At 66.2% G+C, this 20668-nt stretch carries 19 protein-coding genes; 18 read left to right on the forward strand and 1 reads right to left on the reverse strand.

The genetic code is table 11. From position 1 onward, the window contains the following. The first annotated feature begins 516 nt into the window (after nucleotides 1-516). The 17 genes from rpsB to CAL25_RS08510 all read left to right on the forward strand — a co-directional run bounded on the left by rpsB (nucleotide 517) and on the right by CAL25_RS08510 (nucleotide 17101). Nucleotides 517-1266, forward strand: coding sequence for a 30S ribosomal protein S2 (rpsB, locus tag CAL25_RS08430; RefSeq protein WP_094799530.1), 750 nt, complete (start codon nucleotides 517-519; stop codon nucleotides 1264-1266). A gap of 224 nt (nucleotides 1267-1490) precedes the next feature. Then, nucleotides 1491-2369, forward strand: a complete 879-nt coding sequence (gene tsf, locus CAL25_RS08435; protein ID WP_094799531.1) for a translation elongation factor Ts — start codon at nucleotides 1491-1493, stop codon at nucleotides 2367-2369. A 104-nt stretch (nucleotides 2370-2473) separates the two neighbouring features. Continuing rightward, nucleotides 2474-3190, forward strand: a complete 717-nt coding sequence (gene pyrH / locus CAL25_RS08440) for a UMP kinase (protein WP_094799532.1) — start codon at nucleotides 2474-2476, stop codon at nucleotides 3188-3190. Nucleotides 3191-3206: 16 nt separating this feature from the next. Further along, entirely contained in the window at nucleotides 3207-3767 is a 561-nt protein-coding gene (gene frr / locus CAL25_RS08445; protein ID WP_094799533.1) for a ribosome recycling factor, read from the forward strand. Between the two features lie 172 nt (nucleotides 3768-3939). Beyond that, on the forward strand, nucleotides 3940-4701 hold the full coding sequence (uppS, locus tag CAL25_RS08450; RefSeq protein ID WP_094799534.1) for a polyprenyl diphosphate synthase: 762 nt from the start codon (nucleotides 3940-3942) through the stop codon (nucleotides 4699-4701). 24 nt (nucleotides 4702-4725) lie between these two features. Then, on the forward strand, nucleotides 4726-5583 hold the full coding sequence (locus CAL25_RS08455; protein ID WP_094799535.1) for a phosphatidate cytidylyltransferase: 858 nt from the start codon (nucleotides 4726-4728) through the stop codon (nucleotides 5581-5583). Further along, a complete protein-coding gene (locus CAL25_RS08460; RefSeq protein ID WP_094799536.1) occupies nucleotides 5580-6779 on the forward strand; it encodes a 1-deoxy-D-xylulose-5-phosphate reductoisomerase in 1200 nt (399 codons plus the stop codon). Before CAL25_RS08455 ends, CAL25_RS08460 begins: the two co-directional genes overlap by 4 nt. 243 nt (nucleotides 6780-7022) lie before the next feature. Next, on the forward strand, nucleotides 7023-8357 hold the full coding sequence (gene rseP / locus CAL25_RS08465; protein ID WP_094799537.1) for an RIP metalloprotease RseP: 1335 nt from the start codon (nucleotides 7023-7025) through the stop codon (nucleotides 8355-8357). A gap of 52 nt (nucleotides 8358-8409) precedes the next feature. Beyond that, nucleotides 8410-10773 (forward strand): outer membrane protein assembly factor BamA, encoded by a 2364-nt coding sequence (bamA, locus tag CAL25_RS08470; RefSeq protein WP_432759231.1) that lies wholly within the window; start codon nucleotides 8410-8412, stop codon nucleotides 10771-10773. A 149-nt stretch (nucleotides 10774-10922) separates the two neighbouring features. Further along, nucleotides 10923-11507, forward strand: coding sequence for an OmpH family outer membrane protein (locus CAL25_RS08475; protein WP_094799539.1), 585 nt, complete (start codon nucleotides 10923-10925; stop codon nucleotides 11505-11507). Between the two features lie 6 nt (nucleotides 11508-11513). Then, complete coding sequence (lpxD, locus tag CAL25_RS08480; protein WP_094799540.1) at nucleotides 11514-12605, forward strand: UDP-3-O-(3-hydroxymyristoyl)glucosamine N-acyltransferase; 1092 nt, start codon at nucleotides 11514-11516, stop codon at nucleotides 12603-12605. 109 nt (nucleotides 12606-12714) lie between these two features. Further along, a complete protein-coding gene (fabZ, locus tag CAL25_RS08485) occupies nucleotides 12715-13170 on the forward strand; it encodes a 3-hydroxyacyl-ACP dehydratase FabZ (protein WP_094799541.1) in 456 nt (151 codons plus the stop codon). After that, nucleotides 13171-13965 (forward strand): acyl-ACP--UDP-N-acetylglucosamine O-acyltransferase, encoded by a 795-nt coding sequence (lpxA, locus tag CAL25_RS08490; RefSeq protein ID WP_094799542.1) that lies wholly within the window; start codon nucleotides 13171-13173, stop codon nucleotides 13963-13965. After that, entirely contained in the window at nucleotides 13962-15158 is a 1197-nt protein-coding gene (gene lpxB, locus CAL25_RS08495) for a lipid-A-disaccharide synthase (RefSeq protein WP_094799543.1), read from the forward strand. Before lpxA ends, lpxB begins: the two co-directional genes overlap by 4 nt. Next, entirely contained in the window at nucleotides 15145-15819 is a 675-nt protein-coding gene (gene rnhB / locus CAL25_RS08500) for a ribonuclease HII (protein ID WP_432759232.1), read from the forward strand. The genes lpxB and rnhB overlap by 14 nt, the downstream gene beginning before the upstream one ends. Then, nucleotides 15816-16595 carry a TrmH family RNA methyltransferase gene (locus tag CAL25_RS08505; RefSeq protein ID WP_094799544.1) on the forward strand — a complete coding sequence of 260 codons (780 nt, stop codon included), beginning with the start codon at nucleotides 15816-15818 and terminating at the stop codon, nucleotides 16593-16595. Before rnhB ends, CAL25_RS08505 begins: the two co-directional genes overlap by 4 nt. 101 nt (nucleotides 16596-16696) lie before the next feature. After that, nucleotides 16697-17101: a hypothetical protein gene (locus CAL25_RS08510; RefSeq protein ID WP_094799545.1), complete on the forward strand. Its 405-nt coding sequence runs from the start codon at nucleotides 16697-16699 to the stop codon at nucleotides 17099-17101. A gap of 169 nt (nucleotides 17102-17270) precedes the next feature. On the opposite strand, the gene ppsR is transcribed toward CAL25_RS08510, so the two are convergent. Further along, nucleotides 17271-18095, reverse strand: a complete 825-nt coding sequence (ppsR, locus tag CAL25_RS08515; protein ID WP_094799546.1) for a posphoenolpyruvate synthetase regulatory kinase/phosphorylase PpsR — start codon at nucleotides 18093-18095, stop codon at nucleotides 17271-17273. Between the two features lie 182 nt (nucleotides 18096-18277). Between ppsR and ppsA the strand changes: the two genes are divergently transcribed. Beyond that, nucleotides 18278-20641 (forward strand): phosphoenolpyruvate synthase, encoded by a 2364-nt coding sequence (gene ppsA, locus CAL25_RS08520; RefSeq protein ID WP_094799547.1) that lies wholly within the window; start codon nucleotides 18278-18280, stop codon nucleotides 20639-20641. Nucleotides 20642-20668 lie beyond the last annotated feature (27 nt).

Here is a 20668-nt window from a genome sequence, read left to right on the forward strand (position 1 = left end):
GCCGGGCACGGAAATCGGGACAGGCGGCATCATCGATGTTCGCGGTCCGCCGGGAGGCCAGGCGAGGGTGTTGCACCCGGGCAGGCACCCCGCGGGCGGCGCTCACGGGCTTGCCGAGCTGCTCGATCCACGTTTTTGAGCGGCGGTGTAGGCGCGGTGTGGGCGTCCGGTTAATTTCTCGTCGGTTGGCAGGTGCGCAGCACCCGCGGCCGATTGGATGAAATGCCCCGGAACCTGATTCATGCAGCCAGATTCCGCCGCCAACAAAACGACAGATCGAACAGCGCGGCAGATCGAACAGCGCGCCAGACCGAGCAGCGCCGACATACATCGGCAGGCCGCGTGCCTTGCCGGTCGTCTGGGTTCATCACGGCTTCGGTCGTGTCGGCTGGCTTGATTTCTGTATCGCAGTACCCCGCGCGGGGTGTTCCCGCAGCGGCAATCGCGCGTTATGCCACCCAGGGTGTCGATGAATTCGATGCAGGCGTAATGCAAGACCCAACCCTTGGAGTCATTATGTCCCTCATGCGTGAAATGCTGGAAGCCGGCGTCCACTTCGGTCACCAGACCCGTTACTGGAACCCCAAGATGTCGCAGTACATCTTCGGCCAGCGCAACAAGATTCACATCATCAACCTCGAAAAGACGGTTGCCCAATACCAAGACGCCACCAAGTTCGTGAAGCAACTGGCCGCTCGTGGTGGTTCGATCCTGTTCGTCGGCACCAAGCGCGCCGCCCGTGAACTGGTCGCCGCCGAAGCCGCCCGCTGCGGCATGCCCTACGTCGACGCCCGCTGGCTCGGCGGCATGCTGACCAACTTCAAGACGGTCAAGAGCTCGATCAAGCGCCTGAAGGATATGGAAGCCGTTGTCGCCGAAGGCGGCATGGAGCGTCTGATCAAGAAGGAAGGCCTGCTGTTCCAACGCGAACTCGACAAGCTGAACAAGTCGATCGGCGGCATCAAGGACATGAACGGTCTGCCCGACGCTCTGTTCGTGATCGACGTGGGTTACCACAAGATCGCCGTGGCCGAAGCCCGCACCCTGGGTATCCCGGTGGTTGCCGTGGTTGATACCAACCACTCGCCCGACGGCGTCGACTACGTGATCCCCGGCAACGACGACTCGGCTCGCGCCATCGCTCTGTACGCCAAGGGCATCGCTGACGCCGTGCTGGAAGGCCGCGAACAAAACCTGAACGGTCTGGTCGAAGAGATCGGCGAAGGTCAGGAAGAGTTCGTCGAAGTGCAAGACGGCCAGGCCTAAAGCCAGGCTGCGCGGCGCGCGCCGGCCTCGAGCCGCCGCGCCGCGCCCATTCCCAAGTCGGGCGCACGCGCGCAGCTCGCGTCCCGCAGCCCGTGGCCTCATGGCCTGACGCGGCGACGACCCCAGCGGGCCGTCCGCGCCAGCGCATCGCCCGGGTGTCACACTGAATTCATATCATTGCCCCGGCCCTGTCGGGGCATGTCATAAGCGAAACTGGAGCTAACATGGCTGAAATTACCGCTGCCCTGGTCAAGGAACTGCGCGAAAAGACCGACGCACCCATGATGGAGTGCAAGAAGGCCCTGACGGAAGCCGAAGGCGATCTGGATCGTGCCGAGGAAATCCTGCGCGTCAAGCTGGGCAACAAGGCCAGCAAGGCCGCTGCCCGCGTGACCGCCGAAGGCCTGATCGGCCTGTTCATTGCTGCCGATGGCAAGCAAGGCGCCGTGATCGAAGTCAACTGCGAAACCGACTTCGTCGCCAAGAACCCCGACTTCGTCGCCTACGTCAACGCCCTGGCCGAACTGGTCTCCTCGAAGAACCCGGCCGACGTCGCCGCGCTGTCCGAGCTGCCCTTCGGTGAAGGCACCGTCGAAACCACCCGTACCGCTCTGGTCGGCAAGATCGGCGAAAACATCTCGATCCGCCGCTTCCAGCGCATCCAGACCCCCGACGCACTGGCTTCGTACGTGCACGGTGGCCGCATCGGCGTGCTGGTCGAATTCGCCGGCGCCGAAGAAGTGGGCAAGGACCTGGCCATGCACATCGCCGCGACCAAGCCCAAGGCTCTGGACGCATCGGGCGTGAGCGCCGCCGACATCGCCACCGAGCGTTCGGTTGCCGAGCAGAAGGCTGCCGAATCGGGCAAGCCGGCCGACATCGTCGCCAAGATGGTCGAAGGTTCGGTGCAGAAGTTCCTGAAGGAAGTGACCCTGCTGTCGCAACCCTTCGTCAAGAACGACAAGCAGACGGTCGAACAGATGCTCAAGGAAAAGAGCGCGTCGATCAAGCAATTCGTTCTGTACGTCGTTGGTGAAGGCATCGAGAAGAAGACCACTGATTTCGCCGCAGAAGTCGCTGCCGCCGCCGCTGGCCGCGCATAAAGCGTTATCGTGATGACGGGCCGGCGCAGGGTTGCCTGAAACCCCTGTGACCGGCCTATTTCTTGTCTTACACTTTCGTCGGATCGTTCCTCGGGATATCACCTATGAGCAGCAGATCATATAAACGGGTTCTTCTCAAACTTTCCGGCGAGGCGCTGATGGGCGACGATGCTTTCGGCATCAATCGCTCCACCATCGTCCGCATGACCGATGAAATCGCCGAGGTCGCCGCCATGGGCGTCGAGCTGGCCATTGTCATCGGCGGAGGCAACATCTTCCGTGGCGTCGCGCCCGGTGCGCAGGGCATGGACCGCGCCACCGCCGACTACATGGGCATGATGGCCACCATCATGAACGCGCTTGCCCTGCAAGACGCGCTCAAGCACAAGGGTGTCGACACCCGCGTGCAGTCGGCCCTCAATATCGACCAGGTGGTCGAACCCTACATCCGTCCCAAGACCCTGCGTTACCTCGAAGAGGGCAAGGTCGTGATTTTCGCGGCGGGCACGGGCAATCCGTTCTTCACCACCGACACCGCCGCCGCCCTGCGTGGCGCCGAGATCGGTGCCGAGATCGTGCTCAAGGCCACCAAGGTCGACGGTATCTATAGCGCGGATCCCAACAAGGATCCGACCGCCACGCGTTATGCGCGCATCAGCTTCGACGAAGCCATCGTGCGCCGTCTCGAGGTGATGGACGCCACGGCCTTCGCGCTGTGCCGCGACCAGAAGCTGCCCATCAAGGTGTTTTCGATCAACAAGTCGGGCGCGCTCAAGCGCGTGGTCGGCGGCGAAGACGAAGGCACGTTGGTACACGTTTGAGAAAAAGGAAATAGCCATGAGCGTTGCAGAAACCCGCAAATCCGCCGAGACCAGGATGAGCAAGTCCTTGGACACGCTCAAGACCAACCTGTCCAAGATCCGCACCGGCCGGGCTCACACCGGCATCCTGGACCACGTGCAGGTCGAGTACTACGGTTCGCCGGTCCCGGTGGGCCAGGTCGCCAACGTCAACCTCGTCGACGCCCGCACGATCAGCGTGCAGCCCTACGAGAAGCAGATGGCCGGCCCCATCGAAAAGGCGATCCGCGAATCGGATCTGGGTCTGAACCCCATCTCGATGGGCGAGACCATCCGCGTGCCGATGCCCGCCCTGACCGAAGAGCGTCGTCGTGACCTCACCAAGGTCGTCAAGAGCGAAGGCGAAGACGCCAAGGTCGCCGTGCGCAACCTGCGTCGTGAAGCCAACGAAACGCTCAAGAAGCTGGTCAAGGACAAGACCATCTCCGAAGACGACGAGCGTCGCGCCCAGGACGACGTGCAGAAGCTGACCGACCGTTTCGTGGCCGACATCGACAAGCTCGTGACGACCAAAGAAGCGGAAATCATGACCGTATAATTGCGGACTGGCGTCTGTCCCGCCCAGGCGGGACCGACGCCGTGATTACTGCCCAGGCGCCGTCACCGCCGCGCTGCCGCCAGGCCCGGCGGTGCGCGACACCGGGACGGCGCAGTTTTTTGCAGGCCTTATCCCGAGCGCCAGCGTTCGTCACTCCGCTAGGCTTTCATTCATGGTAATCAGTTCCACCCAGGCGATTCCCGATACCGAGGCCGTACCGCAACACGTTGCCATCATCATGGATGGCAACGGGCGCTGGGCCACGCGTCGGCATCTGCCGCGCACGGCGGGCCATGCAAAGGGCGTGCAGGCGGTACGCCGCGCCGTCGAGGCCTGCGGTCGCCGCGGCGTGCGCTATCTCACGCTGTTCGCGTTCAGCTCCGAAAACTGGCGCCGGCCGGCCGACGAGGTCTCGCTGCTGATGCGCCTGTTCGTTCAGGCGCTCGAGCGCGAAGTCGACAAGCTGCAGGAGCAGGGCGTGCGGCTGCACGTGGTGGGCGATCTCTCGCCCTTCGAGCCGCGTCTGCGCGAACTCATCGCTCAGGCGCAGGACCGCACCGCCGGCAACGACCGCCTGCACCTGACCGTGGCCGCCAACTACGGCGGCCGCTGGGACATCCTGCAGGCCACCCGCGCCATGCTCCGCGCCCGGCCCGAGCTCGCCGCCGATCCCGACGCGATCGACGAAGCCGCGCTGGCCGAGCATCTCTCGATGGCATGGGCTCCCGAGCCCGACCTGTTCATCCGCACCGGCGGCGAGCAGCGCATCTCCAACTTCCTCATCTGGCAGCTCAGCTATACCGAGCTGTTCTTCACCGATAAGTATTGGCCCGACATCGACGCCGAAGCGCTCGATGCCGCGTTCGAGTGGTATCGCACCCGTGAACGCCGATTCGGCCGCACCAGCGCGCAGTTGCGCGACGCCAAGCGTTAAACCTCTTTCATCGGAGTCCGCCTCATGCTCGGCCAGCGTATCGTCACCGCCATCGTTCTTCTCGCTATCCTGGCCGGCGCGCTCGCCGCGCCCAACCCCTGGTGGTTCGTTGCGCTGCTGGCGCTCGGCGCCGCCTGCGCCAACTGGGAGTGGCTGCGCCTGACCTTGCCGCGCCCGCCCAGCAAGGCGGTGGCCGTGGGCGTGCCCGTCGTGCTGTTCGGCCTCATGCTCGGTCTCACCCATCTCTGGCTCGGCGGCGCCACCGCCGGCGCCCAGGTGGCGGTCTGGCTGCTGCAGGGCCTGGTGCCGGTGGTCGCGCTGGTGTGGCTGGTCGGCGCCTGGACGGCCGTCTATCGCGGGCGCTCCGACGCGCCTCCCGCCAGCCTGGGCTGGTCGGTGTTTTCGGTGCTGGCCGTGTTCGCCGCCTGGTCGGTGCTGGCGCTGTGGTTCATGACGCGCGGCGGCCTGTATGTGATTTCGCTGCTGGCGCTGGTCTGGATCGCCGACATCGCGGCCTATTTCGCGGGTCGTGCGTTCGGCAAGCGCAAGCTGGCTCCCAAGGTCAGTCCCGGCAAGACCATCGCGGGCGCCGTGGCCGGCGTCGGCGGCGCGGTACTCTGGATCGTGATCTCCGGCCAGTATCAAGGCACCTATGCGGCCGACCTGTTCGCACGCGGATCGTGGCTGCTCGCGCTGCCCGCCGGCGTGATCCTCGGCGTGGTGTCGATCGTCGGCGATCTGTTCGAGTCGCTGCTCAAGCGCCGCGCGGGCGTCAAGGATTCGAGCGCGCTGCTGCCGGGCCATGGCGGCGTCTATGACCGCATCGACGCCATCCTGCCGGTGGCACCGATCGCGCTGCTCTTGACTGGAGTGTTGTTTTGACCGGTTTTCAACGCATCGCCGTGCTGGGCTCCACGGGCTCGATCGGCGAAAGTACCCTGGACGTGATCGCGCGTCATCCCGACCGGCTCGGGGTCTACGCGCTGTCGGCCTACAGCCGCATGGAGCGCCTGGCCGAGCAGGCCGTGGCGACCGGCGCCGCCGTCGTGGTCGTGCCGTCCGACGATGCGCGTGCGCGTTTTCTGGCCGCGTGGCCGGCGGCGGCGCGCCAGCCCGACGTGCGCGTGGGTAGCGAGGCCCTGGCCGAGGTGGCCGCGGCCCCCGAGTGCACCACGGTGATGGCGGCGATCGTCGGCGCGGCCGGGTTGCCCGCGGCGCTGGCCGCCGCCCGGTCCGGCAAGCGCGTGCTGCTGGCCAACAAAGAAGCCCTGGTCGCGGCCGGCGCCTTGTTCATGGCCGCCGTGCGCGACGCCGGTGCCGAGCTGCTGCCGATCGACAGCGAACACAACGCCATCTTCCAGTGTCTGCCGCACGGCGGGCGTGCCGGTGCGCCGCAAGCGCCCGCGCGCGGCGTGCGCAAGCTCATCCTGACCGCGTCGGGTGGGCCGTTCCGCCGCCACGATCCGGCGGACCTCGAAAACGTCACGCCCGAGCAGGCGTGCGCCCATCCCAACTGGAGCATGGGCCGCAAGATCTCCGTCGATTCGGCCACCATGCTCAACAAGGGCCTGGAGGTCATCGAGGCGCACTGGCTGTTCGCCATGCCGGCCGACCGGATCGAGGTGGTGATCCATCCGCAGAGCGTCGTGCACTCGATGGTCGAGTACGACGACGGTTCGGTCCTGGCCCAGCTCGGCCAGCCCGACATGCGCACCCCGATTTCGTATGGCCTCGGTTTTCCGGAGCGCCTCGAAAGCGGGGTCGGCCCGCTCGACCTGACCCGCTGGGGGCGGCTCGACTTCGAAAAGCCCGATTTCGAACGCTTTCCCTGTCTGGACCTGTCGTTCCAGGCCCTGCGGGCCGGGCAGGCCGCCTGCATCACGCTGAACGCGGCCAACGAGGTCGCGGTCGCCGCGTTCCTCGAAGGACGGCTGCCCTACACCTGGATTCCGCGCGTGATCTCCGCCGCGCTGGAGTGGCAGGCCGGGCTGTCATCTGTTACGCTCGCCGGCTTGGACGACGTGCTTGCACTGGACGTGGCCGTACGCCGGTTTGCCGGCGATCTGGGCACCGCCTGAGCAGCCGCCGGCGCGCGATGCGCGCCCGGCGCCGCCCCACGTCGGCCAGGCAAGCGCGGCCCGGTGTGGCGCCTGGCCTGCCGCGCATCCGTTTGCGCCTGGCCGGCCCGTTCCGCCCCTACGCCTCGCTCCCGAAACACGGTACCCGATGCATCGTCCACCCGGCATGCGATCGGCTCACGGCATGCGCCGCCTCGGTTTCTCCGGCAGGCGCGCGCCGGCATCTGAGTAGGCTTTCGCACCATGATTTTCACCTTGCTGGCCTTTGTGGTCGCGCTGGGCACCCTGATCACCTTCCATGAGCTGGGGCATTACTGGGTGGCGCGCCTGTGTGGCGTGCGCGTGCTCCGTTTCTCGCTGGGCTTCGGCCGCGTGCTGCTGCGCCGCTACGATCGCAACGGCACCGAGTGGGCGCTGTCCGCCATTCCGCTGGGGGGCTACGTCAAGATGCAGGACGACGCGCCGCCGGGCGCGCCGCTGGCCGAGGTCAAGCGCAGCTTCAACGCGCAACCGGTCGGCCGCCGCATCGCCATCGTCGCCGCCGGCCCCATCTTCAATCTGATCCTCGCCATCGCGCTCTATGCCGGCCTGAACATGGTCGGCACGCAGGTGCCCGCCGCCATCGTCGGCGCGCCCGTCGCCGATACCCCGGCGGCCCAGGCAGGCTTCAGCGCCGGCGATCGCATTCAGTCGGTGGGTGGCCAGCAGATCGAATCCTGGTCCGACGCGCGCTGGCGCCTGCTGGACCTGCTCTCGTCGGGCGGCAGCACCGATGTGCGGGTGAGCGACGAGGCCGGCCGCGAACGCGAGCTGCGCCTGACCGCGCCGGCCGGCAATCGCATGGATCCCGCCGACGGCGATCCGCTCGTGGCGCTCGGTCTGCGCCTGGCACAGGCCAAGCCCATCGTGCGCGAAGTGATCGCGGGCGGGGCAGGGGAGGCCGCCGGCCTGCGCGCGGGCGATCTGATCGTGCGCGCGGGCGACGCCCAGGGCCTTGATGCCGGCGCGCTCGTCGCACTCATTCAGCAGCATCCCGATCAGGCCATGCCGATCACCGTGGTGCGCGACGGCGCCCAGGTCTCGCTCGAGATCGTGCCGCGCGCCGAGCAGGTGCAGGGCAAGCAGATCGGCCGCATTGGCGTGCAACTTGGCGGCGACGTGCCCATGGTCACGCAGCGCTACGGCTTTTTCGAGAGCATCGCCCGTGGCGCCCAGCGCACCTGGGACACCGCCTGGCTGTCGCTGCGCATGATGGGCCGCATGGTCACCGGCGACGTGTCGTGGCGCAATGTGAGCGGCCCCGTCACCATCGCCGACTACGCTGGCCAGACCGCGCGTATCGGCCTCGAAGCCTACATTGCCTATCTCGCGCTGATCAGCATCAGCCTGGGTGTCCTGAATCTGCTTCCCATTCCCATGCTGGATGGAGGGCATCTGCTGTACTATCTCGTCGAAATCGTACGAGGGCGTCCCGTGCCTGATCGGTGGATCGACATCGGCCAACGCGCCGGCGTCGGTTTGCTGGCCTGCCTGATGGGCCTCGCGCTTTTCAATGATTTTGCGCGGCTATTCACTTAGACGCGAATCGAATAAAATCCCCCGCCATTTGCACGACCGAGGAAAGCCAAGGATGTTTTTTCGCCGGATGATGAATTCCAGGAGCGATATGCAAGAAAAGGGTCTCTTCAAGAAGGCCAAACTGCCGAGCTTGCTTGCCGCTCTGCTCTTGCCGGCGCTTGCCCATGCCTTCGATCCCTTCGTCGTGCGCGATATCCGCGTCGAAGGCATTCAACGTACCGATGCCGGTACCGTCTTTGGCTATCTGCCCGTGAAAGTGGGCGAGAAGTTCACCGAACAGGACGCCACCGAAGCGGTGCGCCGCCTGTACGGCACGGGCTTCTTCAGCGACGTCCAGATCCAGACCGACAACAACGTCGTGGTCGTGGTCGTCCAGGAACGCCCCACGATCGCGTCGATCAGCTTCAACGGCATGCGTGAGTTCGATTCCAAGAACATCACCAAGTCGCTGGCGCAGGTCGGCTTCGGCGAAGGCCGCATCTTCGATCAGTCGATGCTCGAGCGCGCCGAATACGAGCTCAAGGAACAATACCTGGGCAAGGGCAAGTACGGCGTGGAAGTCACCGCGACCGTCACGCCGCTGCCCCGCAACCGCGTGGGCGTGAGCTTCGACGTGTTCGAAGGCGAAGTCGCCAAGATCCGCGAGATCCGCGTGGTCGGCAACAAGGCCTTCTCCGAGAGCGAGCTGATGGATCAGTTCGACCTCTCCACGCCGGGCTGGCTGACCTGGTACACCAACACCGACAAGTACTCGCGCGAAAAGCTCGAAGGCGATATCGAACGCCTGCGTTCGTTCTACCTCGACCAGGGCTACCTCGAGTTCACCGTCGAGCCGCCGCAAGTCACGATTTCGCCCGACCGCAAGGACATCTACATCACCGTCACGGTGCATGAAGGCGAGCCCTACAAGGTTCGCAGCATCAAGATGGCGGGCAACCTGCTCGGCCTCGACGGCGAGATCAACAAGCTGGTGGAGCTCAAGGCAGGCGAGACGTTCTCGGCCGCCAAGGCCAACAACTCCGCCAAGGCCATCACCGACTACCTGGGCGAGCTCGGTTACGCGTTCGCCAACGTCAACCCGAACCCGCAGCTCGACCGCGCCAAGCACGAGGCCGACGTCACGTTCTACGTCGACCCGAGCCGCCGCGTGTACGTGCGCCGCATCCAGATCGGCGGCAACACCCGCACGCGCGACGAAGTCGTGCGCCGCGAAGTGCGCCAGCAGGAAGCCGCCTGGTACGACGCGGGCGACATCAAGGTCTCGCGCGATCGCGTCGACCGCCTGGGCTACTTCAACGAAGTCAACGTCAAGACCGATCCGGTGCCGGGTTCGCCCGACCAGGTCGACGTCAACGTCGACGTGAAGGAAAAGCCCACCGGCATGATCAACCTCGGCGTGGGCTACGGCTCCTCCGAAAAGGCGATTCTGTCGGCCGGTATCAGCGAAGACAACGTGTTCGGCAGCGGCACCAACCTGACGCTGCAGCTCAACACCAGCAAGACCAACCGCGCGGTGGTGCTCTCGCATACCGATCCGTACTTCACCACGGACGGCATCAGCCGCACCACGTCGGCCTACTACCGCGTGACCGAGCCCTGGAACAACAACGACGGCGACTACCGCGTCAAGGCCATGGGCCTGGGCATGAACTTCGGCGTGCCCATCTCGGAATACGACCGGATCTTCCTGGGCGGCACGTTCGAGCGCAACCAGATCGACCTGTACAACAACTCGCCGCTCGCGTATCGCAACTTCGTCGACCAGTACGGCGATTCGACCAACGCGTTCATCTTCAACACGGGCTGGTCCAAGGACACCCGTGATAGCGCGCTGGCCCCGACCAAGGGTTCGTACACGCGCCTGAAGGGCGACCTGTCGACCATGGACCTGAAGTACTACCTGCTCACCGCGCAGCAGCAGTACTACCTCCCGCTGGGCCGCGCCTACACGCTCGCGCTCAACGGCATGATCGATTACGGCCGCAGCTACGGCAGCCTCGACTACCCGGTCATCAAGAACGTCTACGGCGGCGGCATCGGTACCGTGCGTGGCTACGAAGGCGCCTCGCTGGGTCCGCGCGACTCGCTCACGGGCGACTACCTCGGCGGTTCGCGCCGTATCGTGGCCAACGCGCAGCTTTACCTGCCGTTCCCGGGTGCTTCCAAAGATCGCACGCTGCGCTGGTTCGTGTTCGCCGACGCGGGTCAGGTGTCCGCGGGCAGCGGCATGGCCTGCACGGCCGGCAAGAACAACTCCGAGGTCGAGGATCCTTGCGGCTGGCGCTACTCGGCCGGTGTCGGCCTGTCGTGGCAATCGCCGCTGGGCCCGCTGCAGCTGTCGTATGCCCGTCCGCTCAATTCGAAGCCGGGCGACGATACCCAGGCTTTCCAGTTCCAGATCGGTACCGGTTTCTGATCTGACTCGCAGCGGCGCACTTCGGTGCGCCGCGCGTTTGCCTGGATTGGTTACGCCTGAAACATCGCGATTTGGGCCCTGGACTGGCTCCATCGTGGTTTAGTGGCACAATATTGTTTTGCTTTACCTCATTCGAAGGTGAGATTTTCATGATGTCTGATTTCGCACTCAACAACTCGGGTTCCATGCGCGCTGCCGTCGCCGGTACGCGCGCCGGTCGCAAGCTGGGCACTTCGCTGGCGCTGATGGGTGCGCTGGTGCTCGGCCAGGCCGCCGTCGTCTCGACGGCGCATGCGCAAGCGCAAGCCACGAAGATCGGCTTCGTGAACACGGAACGGATCCTGCGTGAGTCGGGCCCGGCCAAGGCCGCCCAGAGCAAGATCGAATCCGAGTTCAAGCGTCGCAGCGACGAGCTCGACAGCCTGACCTCGAAGCTGCGCAGCCAGGCCGAGCGTTTCGACAAGGACGCCCCCGTGCTGTCCGAATCGGATCGCGTCAAGCGCCAGCGCGAACTGTCGAACCTCGACATGGACCTGCAGCGCAAGCGCCGTGAATTCCAGGAAGACTTCAACCGTCGCCGCAACGAAGAATTCTCGGGCATCGTCACGAAGGCCAACGACGCCATCAAGCGTATCGCCGAGCAGGAAAACTACGACCTGATCGTCCAGGATGCCGTCACCGTCAATCCGCGTGTCGACATCACCGACAAGGTCATCCAGAGCCTGGGTCGCTAATCGCCCATGCCGGTTCTGCTGGATATCGCCCGGGCGCCCAAGCTTGACGCTTTGCTCGCCGGGGCCAACACCCAAGGGCTGGACTGGCAGCTCGATGCCTCCCAGGCTGGCGATCTCCCGCAGATCCTTGGCCTGGGCACGCTGTCCGGCGCAGGTCCGCAGGAAATCAGCTTCCTGTCCAACCCGCGCTATCAAAGCCAGCTGGCCGCGACGCGCGCCGGCGCGGTGATCGTCTCACCCGATGTCGCCGCGGCCCTCCAGCAAGAGGGCCACGCGGCGTTCGTCCGTGTCGTCTGCAAGCATCCCTATCTGCTTTACGCCCGCCTGGCTCAGTGGTTCGACGCCGCGCGTCGTCCGCCGGCGCCGCCTGGCGTGCATCCCAGTGCCATCGTGGCCGCCGACGCGGTGATCGAGCCGGGTGCCAGCATCGCGGCGCAATGCGTCATCGAAGCCGGCGTCCGCATCGGTCGTGATGCCCGTATCGGTCCGGCCTGTGTGATCGGCCGGGGCGCGCAGATCGGCGCGGACACCGTGCTGCACCCGCGCGTCACGCTGTACGAGGGCGTGAAGGTGGGCGAGCGCTGCATTCTGCACAGCGGCGCGGTGCTCGGCGCCGATGGTTTCGGCTTCGCGCCCGATCCCACGCTGGGCAAGGGCGCCTGGGGCAAGATTCCTCAGCTCGGTGCGGTCAGCGTGGGCAACGACGTCGAGATCGGCGCCAACACCACGATCGATCGCGGCGCGCTCGACGACACCGTCATTGCCGACGGCGTCAAGCTCGACAACCAGATCATGATCGCGCACAACGTGCGAATCGGCGCGCACACGGCGATTGCCGCGTGCGTGGGCGTGGCCGGTTCCACGAGTATTGGCGAGCGCTGCACCATCGGCGGGGCGGCTATGCTTTCGGGTCACCTGGTCCTGGTCGACGACGTGCACATTTCGGGTGGCACGGCCGTGACCTCGAACATCAACAAGCCCGGCCGCTACACCGGCGTGTATCCCTACGCCGACCACGGCGAATGGCAGCGCAACGCCGCCGTGATACAACAGCTGTCAAAACTGCGCCGCCGCGTGCGGACGCTGGAACAGGAATAAGGCGCGAGGCGCCGGAAGCACGTCCGCAGTCCGTGCCGAGCAGGCCGGGCCGAGAGGACGTGCGTCTGACGATTCGCGCCATCACTTTACTCATATCGCAGGAAAGAAAATGGAACTCGACATCAAGGGGATAATGGAACGTCTGCCGCATCGCTATCCGATGCTGCTCATCGACCGCGTGCTCGAAATGGTGCCCGGCAAGTCCATCGTGGCGCTCAAGAACGTCTCGATCAACGAACCGTTCTTCGAAGGCCATTTCCCCCATCACCCCGTGATGCCCGGCGTGCTCATCATCGAAGCGATGGCGCAGGCCTCCGCGCTGTTCTCGTTCACCGATGAAAACGGCGGCCTGAAATGCGACGGCGCCAAGACCGCGTATTATCTGGTGGGTGTCGACGGCGCGCGTTTCCGTCGCCCGGTGGTGCCCGGCGATCAGCTGCGCATCGAAGTCGAAGCCGAGCGCCTCTCGCGTGCGATCTGCAAGTACCAGGGCCGTGCACTGGTCGATGGCCAGCTCGTGGCGGAAGCCAAGCTGATGTGCGCGATCCGTAGCCTGGAAGAGTAAATGTCAGGAAACATCCATCCCACCGCGGTGGTCGATCCCGCCGCGCAAATCGATAGCTCGGCAGTCATCGGCGCGTACGCGGTGGTGGGGCCGAACGTCACGATCGGCGCCGGCACCGAGATCGGTCCGCACTGCGTGGTCGACGGCGTGACCGCCATCGGTCGCGACAACCGCTTCTACCGCTTCTGCTCGATCGGCGGCATGCCGCAAGACAAGAAGTACGCGGGCGAGCCCACGCGTCTGGTGATCGGCGACCGCAACACGGTGCGCGAGTTCACCACCCTCAACACCGGTACGGTGCAGGACGGCGGACTGACCACGGTCGGCGACGACAACTGGATCATGGCGTACGTGCACATCGCGCACGACTGCCACATCGGCAGCAACACCATCCTGGCCAACTCGGTCCAGCTGGGCGGCCACGTGCACGTGGGCGACTGGGCGATCGTGGGTGGCCTGACCGGCGTGCATCAGTTCTCCAAGATCGGCGCGCACAGCATGACGGGCGGCAACAGCTCGCTCATGCAGGACACGCCGCCGTTCGTGCTGGGCGCGGGCAATCCGTGCCGGCCGGTGGGCATCAATACCGAAGGCCTCAAGCGCCGTGGCTTCACGCCGGCGCAGATTTCCGCGCTGCGCGACGCCTACAAGATCATCTACCGCCGCGGGCTGTCGCTCGATCTGGCCCGCGCCGAACTGCGTGCGCGCCAGGAAGCCGAGCCCGCCGTGGCCGAGCACCTCCAGACGCTGCTCGACTTCCTCGACTCGTCCAACCGGGGCATCATCCGGCCATGAGTCTGCGCATCGGCATGGTGGCCGGAGAGCCTTCGGGCGATCTGCTGGCCGGTCGGATCATCGGGGGCCTGCATGCGCAAGCCCCCGATGTGCATTGCGCGGGCATCGGCGGGCCGCAGATGCTGGCACGTGGCTTCGAGGCCTGGCATCCGATGCACGCGCTCACGGTGTTCGGCTACGTCGACGCGCTCAAGCGCATCCCGAGCCTGCTCTCGATCTATGGCAACGTAAAGAAGCGCTGGCTGGCCGAGCCGCCGTCGGTGTTCGTCGGCATCGACGCACCCGATTTCAACCTGCGCCTCGAGCAGCAGTTGCGCGAGGCCGGCACGCCCACGGTGCATTTCGTCGGGCCCTCGATCTGGGCCTGGCGCTACGAGCGCATCCACAAGATCCGTGCATCGGTGTCGCACATGCTGGTGCTCTTTCCGTTCGAGGAAGAGATCTACCGCAAGGAAGGCATACCGGTGACCTACGTCGGGCATCCGCTCGCGGGCGCCATTCCCATGGAACCCGACCGCGCCGCCGCGCGCCGCCGCCTCGGCCTCGATGCCGACGCCAGGATTCTCGCGATCCTGCCCGGCAGCCGCTCTTCCGAGATCCGGCTGCTGGCGCCGCGCTTTCTCGAGGCCGCGCGTCTGCTGCAGGCGCGCGATCCGGCCCTGCAGTGCGTGGTGCCCATGGTCAACGCCCAGCGCCGCGCCGAGTTCGAGGCGCTGCTGGCCGAGCATCCCGTCAAGAATCTGCGCGTCGTGACGTCCGACGATCTGGCCGATGGCCAGGGCGGAGGCGGTGCGCCGGTCGCGTGGAGCGTCATGGAGGCCAGCACCGCGGTGCTGGTGGCCAGCGGCACCGCCACGCTCGAGACCGCGCTGTACAAGCGTCCCATGGTCATTTCCTACGTGCTGTCGCCGTGGATGCGGCGCATCATGGCCTGGAAGTCCGGCCAGCAGCGCCCGTATCTGCCCTGGGTCGGCCTGCCCAACGTGCTGCTGCGTGATTTCGCCGTGCCCGAGGTGCTGCAAGACGACGCGACGCCGCAGGCGCTGGCCGACGCCACCTGGATCGCGCTGACGGACGACGCCAACCGCAACCGGGTCGAGGCGCGTTTCACGGCCATGCACCAGGAGCTGCTGCGCGACACGCCCCAACTCGCCGCCCAGGCCATTCTCGAGGTCGCCCATGGCGCGCGTTGAGGTCACCGTCCAGGCGGATATGTTCGGCGCGCCGGTGTTCGCGCCGCGCGCGGTCGCCGGTGTCGACGAGGCGGGCCGTGGCCCGCTGGCGGGCGCCGTCTACGCCGCCGCGGTGATTCTTGATCCCGACCGCCCGATCGACGGGCTGGCCGATTCCAAGGTGCTGAACGCCGCGCGGCGCGAGGCGCTCGCGGCCGAGATCCAGTCGCACGCGCATGCCTGGTGCATCGCCAGCGCCACGGTCGACGAGATCGACACGATGAACATCCTGCGGGCGACGATGCTGGCGATGGAGCGCGCGGTGCTGGGTCTGGCGCATGCGCCCGAGCTCGCCATGGTCGACGGCAATCAGTCGCCGCGGCTGCGCTGCGCGATCCAGACCGTAGTCAAAGGCGATGCGCTGGTGCCCGCGATTTCGGCGGCCTCCATCCTGGCCAAGACCGCGCGCGACGCCGATCTGCTGCGTCTGCATCTCGAGTATCCGCAATACGCGTTCGATCAGCACAAGGGCTACGGCACGGCGCTGCATCTCGAGCGCCTGCGCGAGCACGGCCCGTGTCCCGCGCACCGCCGCAGCTTCGCGCCGATCAAGGCCTGCCTGATCCCGGGCGCGCCGGTCGTGACGGTGCTCACCGGCGAATCCGCCGTGCTGCCCGCATGAAACACATCACCTCGCGCGACAATCCCGCCGTCAAGGCGCTCGCCAAGCTCGCGCAGGGCGCGGGCAAGCGCGGCGCGCCCGCGATCCTCGACGGCGTGCATCTGTGCGAAGCCTGGCTCGCCCAGGTCGGCATGCCGCGTCAGGCGATCTTCGATGTGGCGCGGCTGGATCAGCCCGCGCTGGCGAAGCTGGCGCACGCCGTGCCGCCCGAAAGCTGTCTCGCGCTCGACACGCGCCTGCTGCACGCGGTCGCCACGGTCGAAGCGGAGCAGGGCGTCATGTTCGTGGTCGATCCCCCGGCTCCGGATCTGCCCGAGCGCATCGAGGGCGACTGCGTGCTGCTCGACCGCATCCAGGATCCCGGCAACGTCGGCACCTTGCTGCGCACCTGCGCGGCCGCCGGCATCCGGCGCGTGCTGCTGGCCACGGGCTGCGCCGCGGCCTGGTCGCCCAAGGTGCTGCGCAGCGGCCAGGGCGCACATTTCGCGCTGGACATCCACGAACATCTCGATCTGGATGCGGTGCTGGATCGCCTCGCCGCGCCGCTGGTGGCCACGGCCCTGGACGGCGGCCAGAGCCTGTACCGCGCCGCGCTGCCCGACGCCTGCGCCTGGGTGTTCGGTCACGAGGGGCAGGGCGTCGCGGCGTCCCTGCTGGCGCGCGCGGGCCTGAAGGTCTATATCCCCCACGATACCGAGGCGGTCGAGTCGCTCAACGTCGGCGCGGCGGCCGCCATCTGTCTGTTCGAGCAGCGCCGCCAGCGTCTGGCGGGCTGACGGCGGCTCCGGCACGGGCCGGATGGTCCGCGGATCAGAAATCCGATCCCTTCGCGCAACAGTCCGCCTATACTGGCGGCGTTCCGTCCCCAGGAGTTGGCATGCGTGGATCTTCGTTGTTTGTGGCGCGCCTGGTGCTGGCGCTGACGGGCCTGGTGGCCCTGAGCGGATGCATTTCGCTCGACACGCAGCGTGCGCGCCTGATCCCGGTGGCGGACCTGGATTCGCGCGGCCAGATCGCGGTCTCGCGCGAAGTGACGGCGACGCTGTCCGGCGGCGCGGTGCAGACCATTGCCTCCGGCTCGCAGTGGCGCCGCGTGGGTGCCATCGTGCAGGGCGACGTGTATCGCCCGCTGGACCGCGGTTTCACCTTGCAGGGCGCACGCCAGGTCGAGGCCTGGCTGGTGATCGCCCGCGCCAGGCTGGTCGGCTTTTACCTGCCCGGCGAGCAGGCGTTCGCGCCGCTGAAGACACCGGTGGCGCTGCCCGTCGAGATGCGCCAATAGGGCCGGCGGGCGGCGCCCGACGGCGCCGCCCGCCTGAAAGCTCCCGATCAGCGGCCCGTCTGGGGCTTCCAGCGGCCACTCAGCGGGCCCTCAGCGGCCCATCAGCCGGCCCCTCAGCGGCCACTCAGCGGCCACTCAGCGGGGCGTCAGCGGCCCCACCACCTGGCCATCAGCGGCCCAGCCCGACTTCCTGCAGCACGGTGGTGGCGATCTCTTCGATCGATTTGGTCGTGCTCGAGAGCCACGAGATGCCCTCGCGGCGCATCATGCGTTCGGCCTCGGCGACCTCGTAGCGACATTGTTCGAGCTGCGCGTAGGCGCTGTTCGGACGCCGTTCGTTGCGCACCTCGGCCAGGCGCTCCGGCTGGATCGACAGGCCGAAGAGCTTGGCCCGATGCGGCGCGATGGTCTTGGGCAGCGTGCCGCGCTCGAAGTCGTCCGGCGTGAGCGGGAAGTTGGCCGCCTTGATGGCGTACTGCATCGCCAGGTAGAGGCTGGTCGGGGTCTTGCCGCAGCGAGACACGCCCACCAGGATCACGTCGGCCTGATCGAGCTGGTTCACGAACTGGCCGTCGTCGTGGGCCAGGCTGAAGTTGATCGCGTCGATCCGGTTCCTATATTTCTCGGAGTTGGCGGCCATGTGCGAGCGGCCGATCGAGTGGCTCGATTTCAGACCCAGGGCCTGTTCGATGTGGCTCACGAAGGTGCCGAACAGGTCCAGGAACACGCCGTTGGCCTGCCGCACGCGGGCCAGGATTTCGGGGTTGACCAGCGTGCTGAAGACGATCGGCGGCACCCCGGTTTCCTGGGCGTTGCGGTCGATGCGGGCGGCGATCTCGTTGGCCTTCTCGAGGGTGTCGATATAGGGCAGGCGGACCGGCTTGAATTGCACCTGATCGAACTGGGACAGGACCGAGTGGCTGAAGGTCTCAGCCGTGATGCCGGTGCTGTCCGAAACGATGTAGACGGTGCGTTCGATGGGCGTTTGCGTCATATGTAAAAAATTCCAACCAGATCAGGGTTCGGGTCTACCCGAGCGGGTACAATTCCTCCCCTGTAAGAGTCACCCCAAGGGCGGTCCAAGGCCAGTTTGGTCAGCGCAGTCGGAGCGGTCAAAACCGCGTCCTCGCTGCACTTACCAAACTCGCTTTCTTTCCATTGTAAAAGGTGACTTTAATGTCGTACGTCGTTTCGTTCGAGCAGCTCCGCATGACGGATGTGGACTCGGTAGGAGGCAAGAACGCATCACTGGGTGAAATGATCAGTCAATTGGCAAGCGCCGGCGTGCGCGTGCCGGGTGGTTTCGCGACCACCGCCGATGCGTTCCGCGACTTCCTGAAGGATAGCGGTCTGGACAAGCGCATCGCCGATCGTCTCTCCACCCTCAACCCCGAAGACGTACGCGAACTGGCCTCGGCCGGCGCCGAGATCCGTCAGTGGCTGATCGACGCGCCGTTCTCGGCCGAGTTCGAAGCCGCCATCCGCACTGCCTTTGCCGCGCTCGACGCCGACGGCAAGGGCTCGTTCGCCGTGCGCTCGTCCGCCACGGCCGAAGACCTGCCCGACGCTTCGTTCGCCGGCCAGCAGGAAACCTTCCTGAACGTCGTCGGCATCGACGACGTGCTCGACAAGATCCGCCACGTGTTCGCGTCGCTCTACAACGACCGCGCGATCTCCTATCGCGTGCACAAGGGCTACGCCCACGCCGACGTCGCGCTGTCGGCCGGCATCCAGCGCATGGTGCGTTCCGACAAGGGCAGCGCCGGCGTGATGTTCACCATCGACACCGAGTCGGGCTTCCAGGACGTCGTGTTCATCACCTCGTCGTATGGCCTGGGCGAAACCGTCGTGCAGGGCGCCGTCAACCCCGACGAGTTCTACGTCTTCAAGCCCTCGCTCGCCAACGGTCACTACCCGATCGTCAGCCGCCGCATCGGCTCCAAGCTCATCAAGATGGAGTTCGATCCCGAGCGCACCGAAGGCCGCGCCGTGCGCACCGTCGACGTGCCCGTGTCCGAGCGCAACCGTTATTCGCTGACCGACGACGAGGTCGCCGAACTCGCGCGCTACGCCGTGATCATCGAGCAGCACTACAAGCGTCCGATGGACGTCGAGTGGGGCCGTGACGGCGTCGACGGCAAGATCTACATCCTGCAGGCTCGTCCCGAAACCGTGAAGTCGCAGCAGGGCGTCAACGACGTGCAACTGCGCTATCGCCTGAAGGCGACGGGCCAGGTGCTGATCACCGGCCGCGCGATCGGCCAGAAGATCGGCGCGGGTCCGGTCCGCATCGTGGCCGACGTGTCCGAAATGGACAAGGTCCAGCCGGGCGACGTGCTGGTCACCGACATGACCGATCCCAACTGGGAGCCGGTGATGAAGCGTGCTTCCGCCATCGTCACCAACCGCGGCGGCCGTACCTGCCACGCGGCCATCATCGCGCGTGAGCTCGGCATTCCCGCCGTGGTCGGCTGCGGCGAGGCCACCGATGTGCTGAAGGAAGGCCAGGCGGTCACCGTGTCGTGCGCCGAGGGCGACGAAGGCCGCATCTATGACGGTCTGATCGAAACCGAAGTCGAGGAAGTGCGCCGTGGCGCCATGCCCGAGATCGACGTCAAGATCATGATGAACGTCGGCAACCCGCAGCTCGCCTTCGACTTCGCGCAGATCCCGAACGCCGGCGTGGGCCTCGCCCGCCTCGAGTTCATCATCAACAACAACATCGGCATCCACCCGAAGGCGGTGCTCGACTATCCGAACGTCGATGGCGAGCTCAAGAAGGCCGTTGAGTCGGCCGCCCGTGGCTATGCCAGCCCGCGCGCCTTCTTCGTCGAGAAGCTGGCCGAAGGGATCGCCACCATCGGCGCCGCCTTCTATCCGAAGTCGGTGATCGTGCGCATGTCCGACTTCAAGTCGAACGAGTACCGCAAGCTGGTCGGCGGTTCGCGCTACGAGCCCGAGGAAGAGAACCCCATGCTGGGCTTCCGCGGCGCGTCGCGCTACATCGCCGACGACTTCGCCGAGTGCTTCCGCATGGAATGCGAAGCGCTGAAGAAGGTGCGCGACGAAATGGGCCTGACCAACGTCGAGATCATGGTGCCCTTCGTGCGTACCGTGAATCAGGCCAAGCGCGTGGTGGATCTGCTCGCCAAGCACGGCCTGAAGCGCGGCGAGAACGGCCTGAAGCTCATCATGATGTGCGAAGTGCCGTCCAACGCCATTCTGGCCGAGCAGTTCCTGGAGCACTTCGACGGCTTCTCGATCGGCTCGAACGACATGACCCAGCTTACGCTCGGTCTGGACCGTGACTCCGGCATGGAGTTGCTCGCCGCCGACTTCGACGAACGCGACGACGCCGTCAAGTTCATGCTGCGCCGTGCGATCCAGGCTTGCCTGTCGGCCAACAAGTACGTGGGTATCTGCGGCCAGGGCCCCAGCGACCACCCGGACTTCGCGCAGTGGCTGAAGGACGAGGGCATTCTGTCGATGTCGCTCAACCCGGACACCGTTGTCGATACCTGGCAGCGTCTGGCCAAGTAAGCGCCAGCGCGGCTCGCGCCGCGCTTG

It is taken from the genome of Bordetella genomosp. 5 (genome assembly GCF_002261315.1).
In the GTDB taxonomy this organism is placed as follows: Bacteria; Pseudomonadota; Gammaproteobacteria; order Burkholderiales; family Burkholderiaceae_B; genus Bordetella.

Coding starts and splice junctions, on each gene's coding strand:
- ppsR (WP_094799546.1), bottom strand. CDS start 18,095: ATGACGCAAACGCCCATCGAACGCACCGTCTACATCGTTTCGGACAGC.
- lpxD (WP_094799540.1), top strand. CDS start 11,514: ATGCCGGTTCTGCTGGATATCGCCCGGGCGCCCAAGCTTGACGCTTTG.
- CAL25_RS08475 (WP_094799539.1), top strand. CDS start 10,923: ATGATGTCTGATTTCGCACTCAACAACTCGGGTTCCATGCGCGCTGCC.
- uppS (WP_094799534.1), top strand. CDS start 3,940: ATGGTAATCAGTTCCACCCAGGCGATTCCCGATACCGAGGCCGTACCG.
- lpxB (WP_094799543.1), top strand. CDS start 13,962: ATGAGTCTGCGCATCGGCATGGTGGCCGGAGAGCCTTCGGGCGATCTG.
- rnhB (WP_432759232.1), top strand. CDS start 15,145: ATGGCGCGCGTTGAGGTCACCGTCCAGGCGGATATGTTCGGCGCGCCG.
- CAL25_RS08510 (WP_094799545.1), top strand. CDS start 16,697: ATGCGTGGATCTTCGTTGTTTGTGGCGCGCCTGGTGCTGGCGCTGACG.
- bamA (WP_432759231.1), top strand. CDS start 8,410: ATGTTTTTTCGCCGGATGATGAATTCCAGGAGCGATATGCAAGAAAAG.
- pyrH (WP_094799532.1), top strand. CDS start 2,474: ATGAGCAGCAGATCATATAAACGGGTTCTTCTCAAACTTTCCGGCGAG.
- tsf (WP_094799531.1), top strand. CDS start 1,491: ATGGCTGAAATTACCGCTGCCCTGGTCAAGGAACTGCGCGAAAAGACC.
- ppsA (WP_094799547.1), top strand. CDS start 18,278: ATGTCGTACGTCGTTTCGTTCGAGCAGCTCCGCATGACGGATGTGGAC.
- CAL25_RS08455 (WP_094799535.1), top strand. CDS start 4,726: ATGCTCGGCCAGCGTATCGTCACCGCCATCGTTCTTCTCGCTATCCTG.
- fabZ (WP_094799541.1), top strand. CDS start 12,715: ATGGAACTCGACATCAAGGGGATAATGGAACGTCTGCCGCATCGCTAT.
- lpxA (WP_094799542.1), top strand. CDS start 13,171: ATGTCAGGAAACATCCATCCCACCGCGGTGGTCGATCCCGCCGCGCAA.
- CAL25_RS08505 (WP_094799544.1), top strand. CDS start 15,816: ATGAAACACATCACCTCGCGCGACAATCCCGCCGTCAAGGCGCTCGCC.
- frr (WP_094799533.1), top strand. CDS start 3,207: ATGAGCGTTGCAGAAACCCGCAAATCCGCCGAGACCAGGATGAGCAAG.
- rpsB (WP_094799530.1), top strand. CDS start 517: ATGTCCCTCATGCGTGAAATGCTGGAAGCCGGCGTCCACTTCGGTCAC.
- rseP (WP_094799537.1), top strand. CDS start 7,023: ATGATTTTCACCTTGCTGGCCTTTGTGGTCGCGCTGGGCACCCTGATC.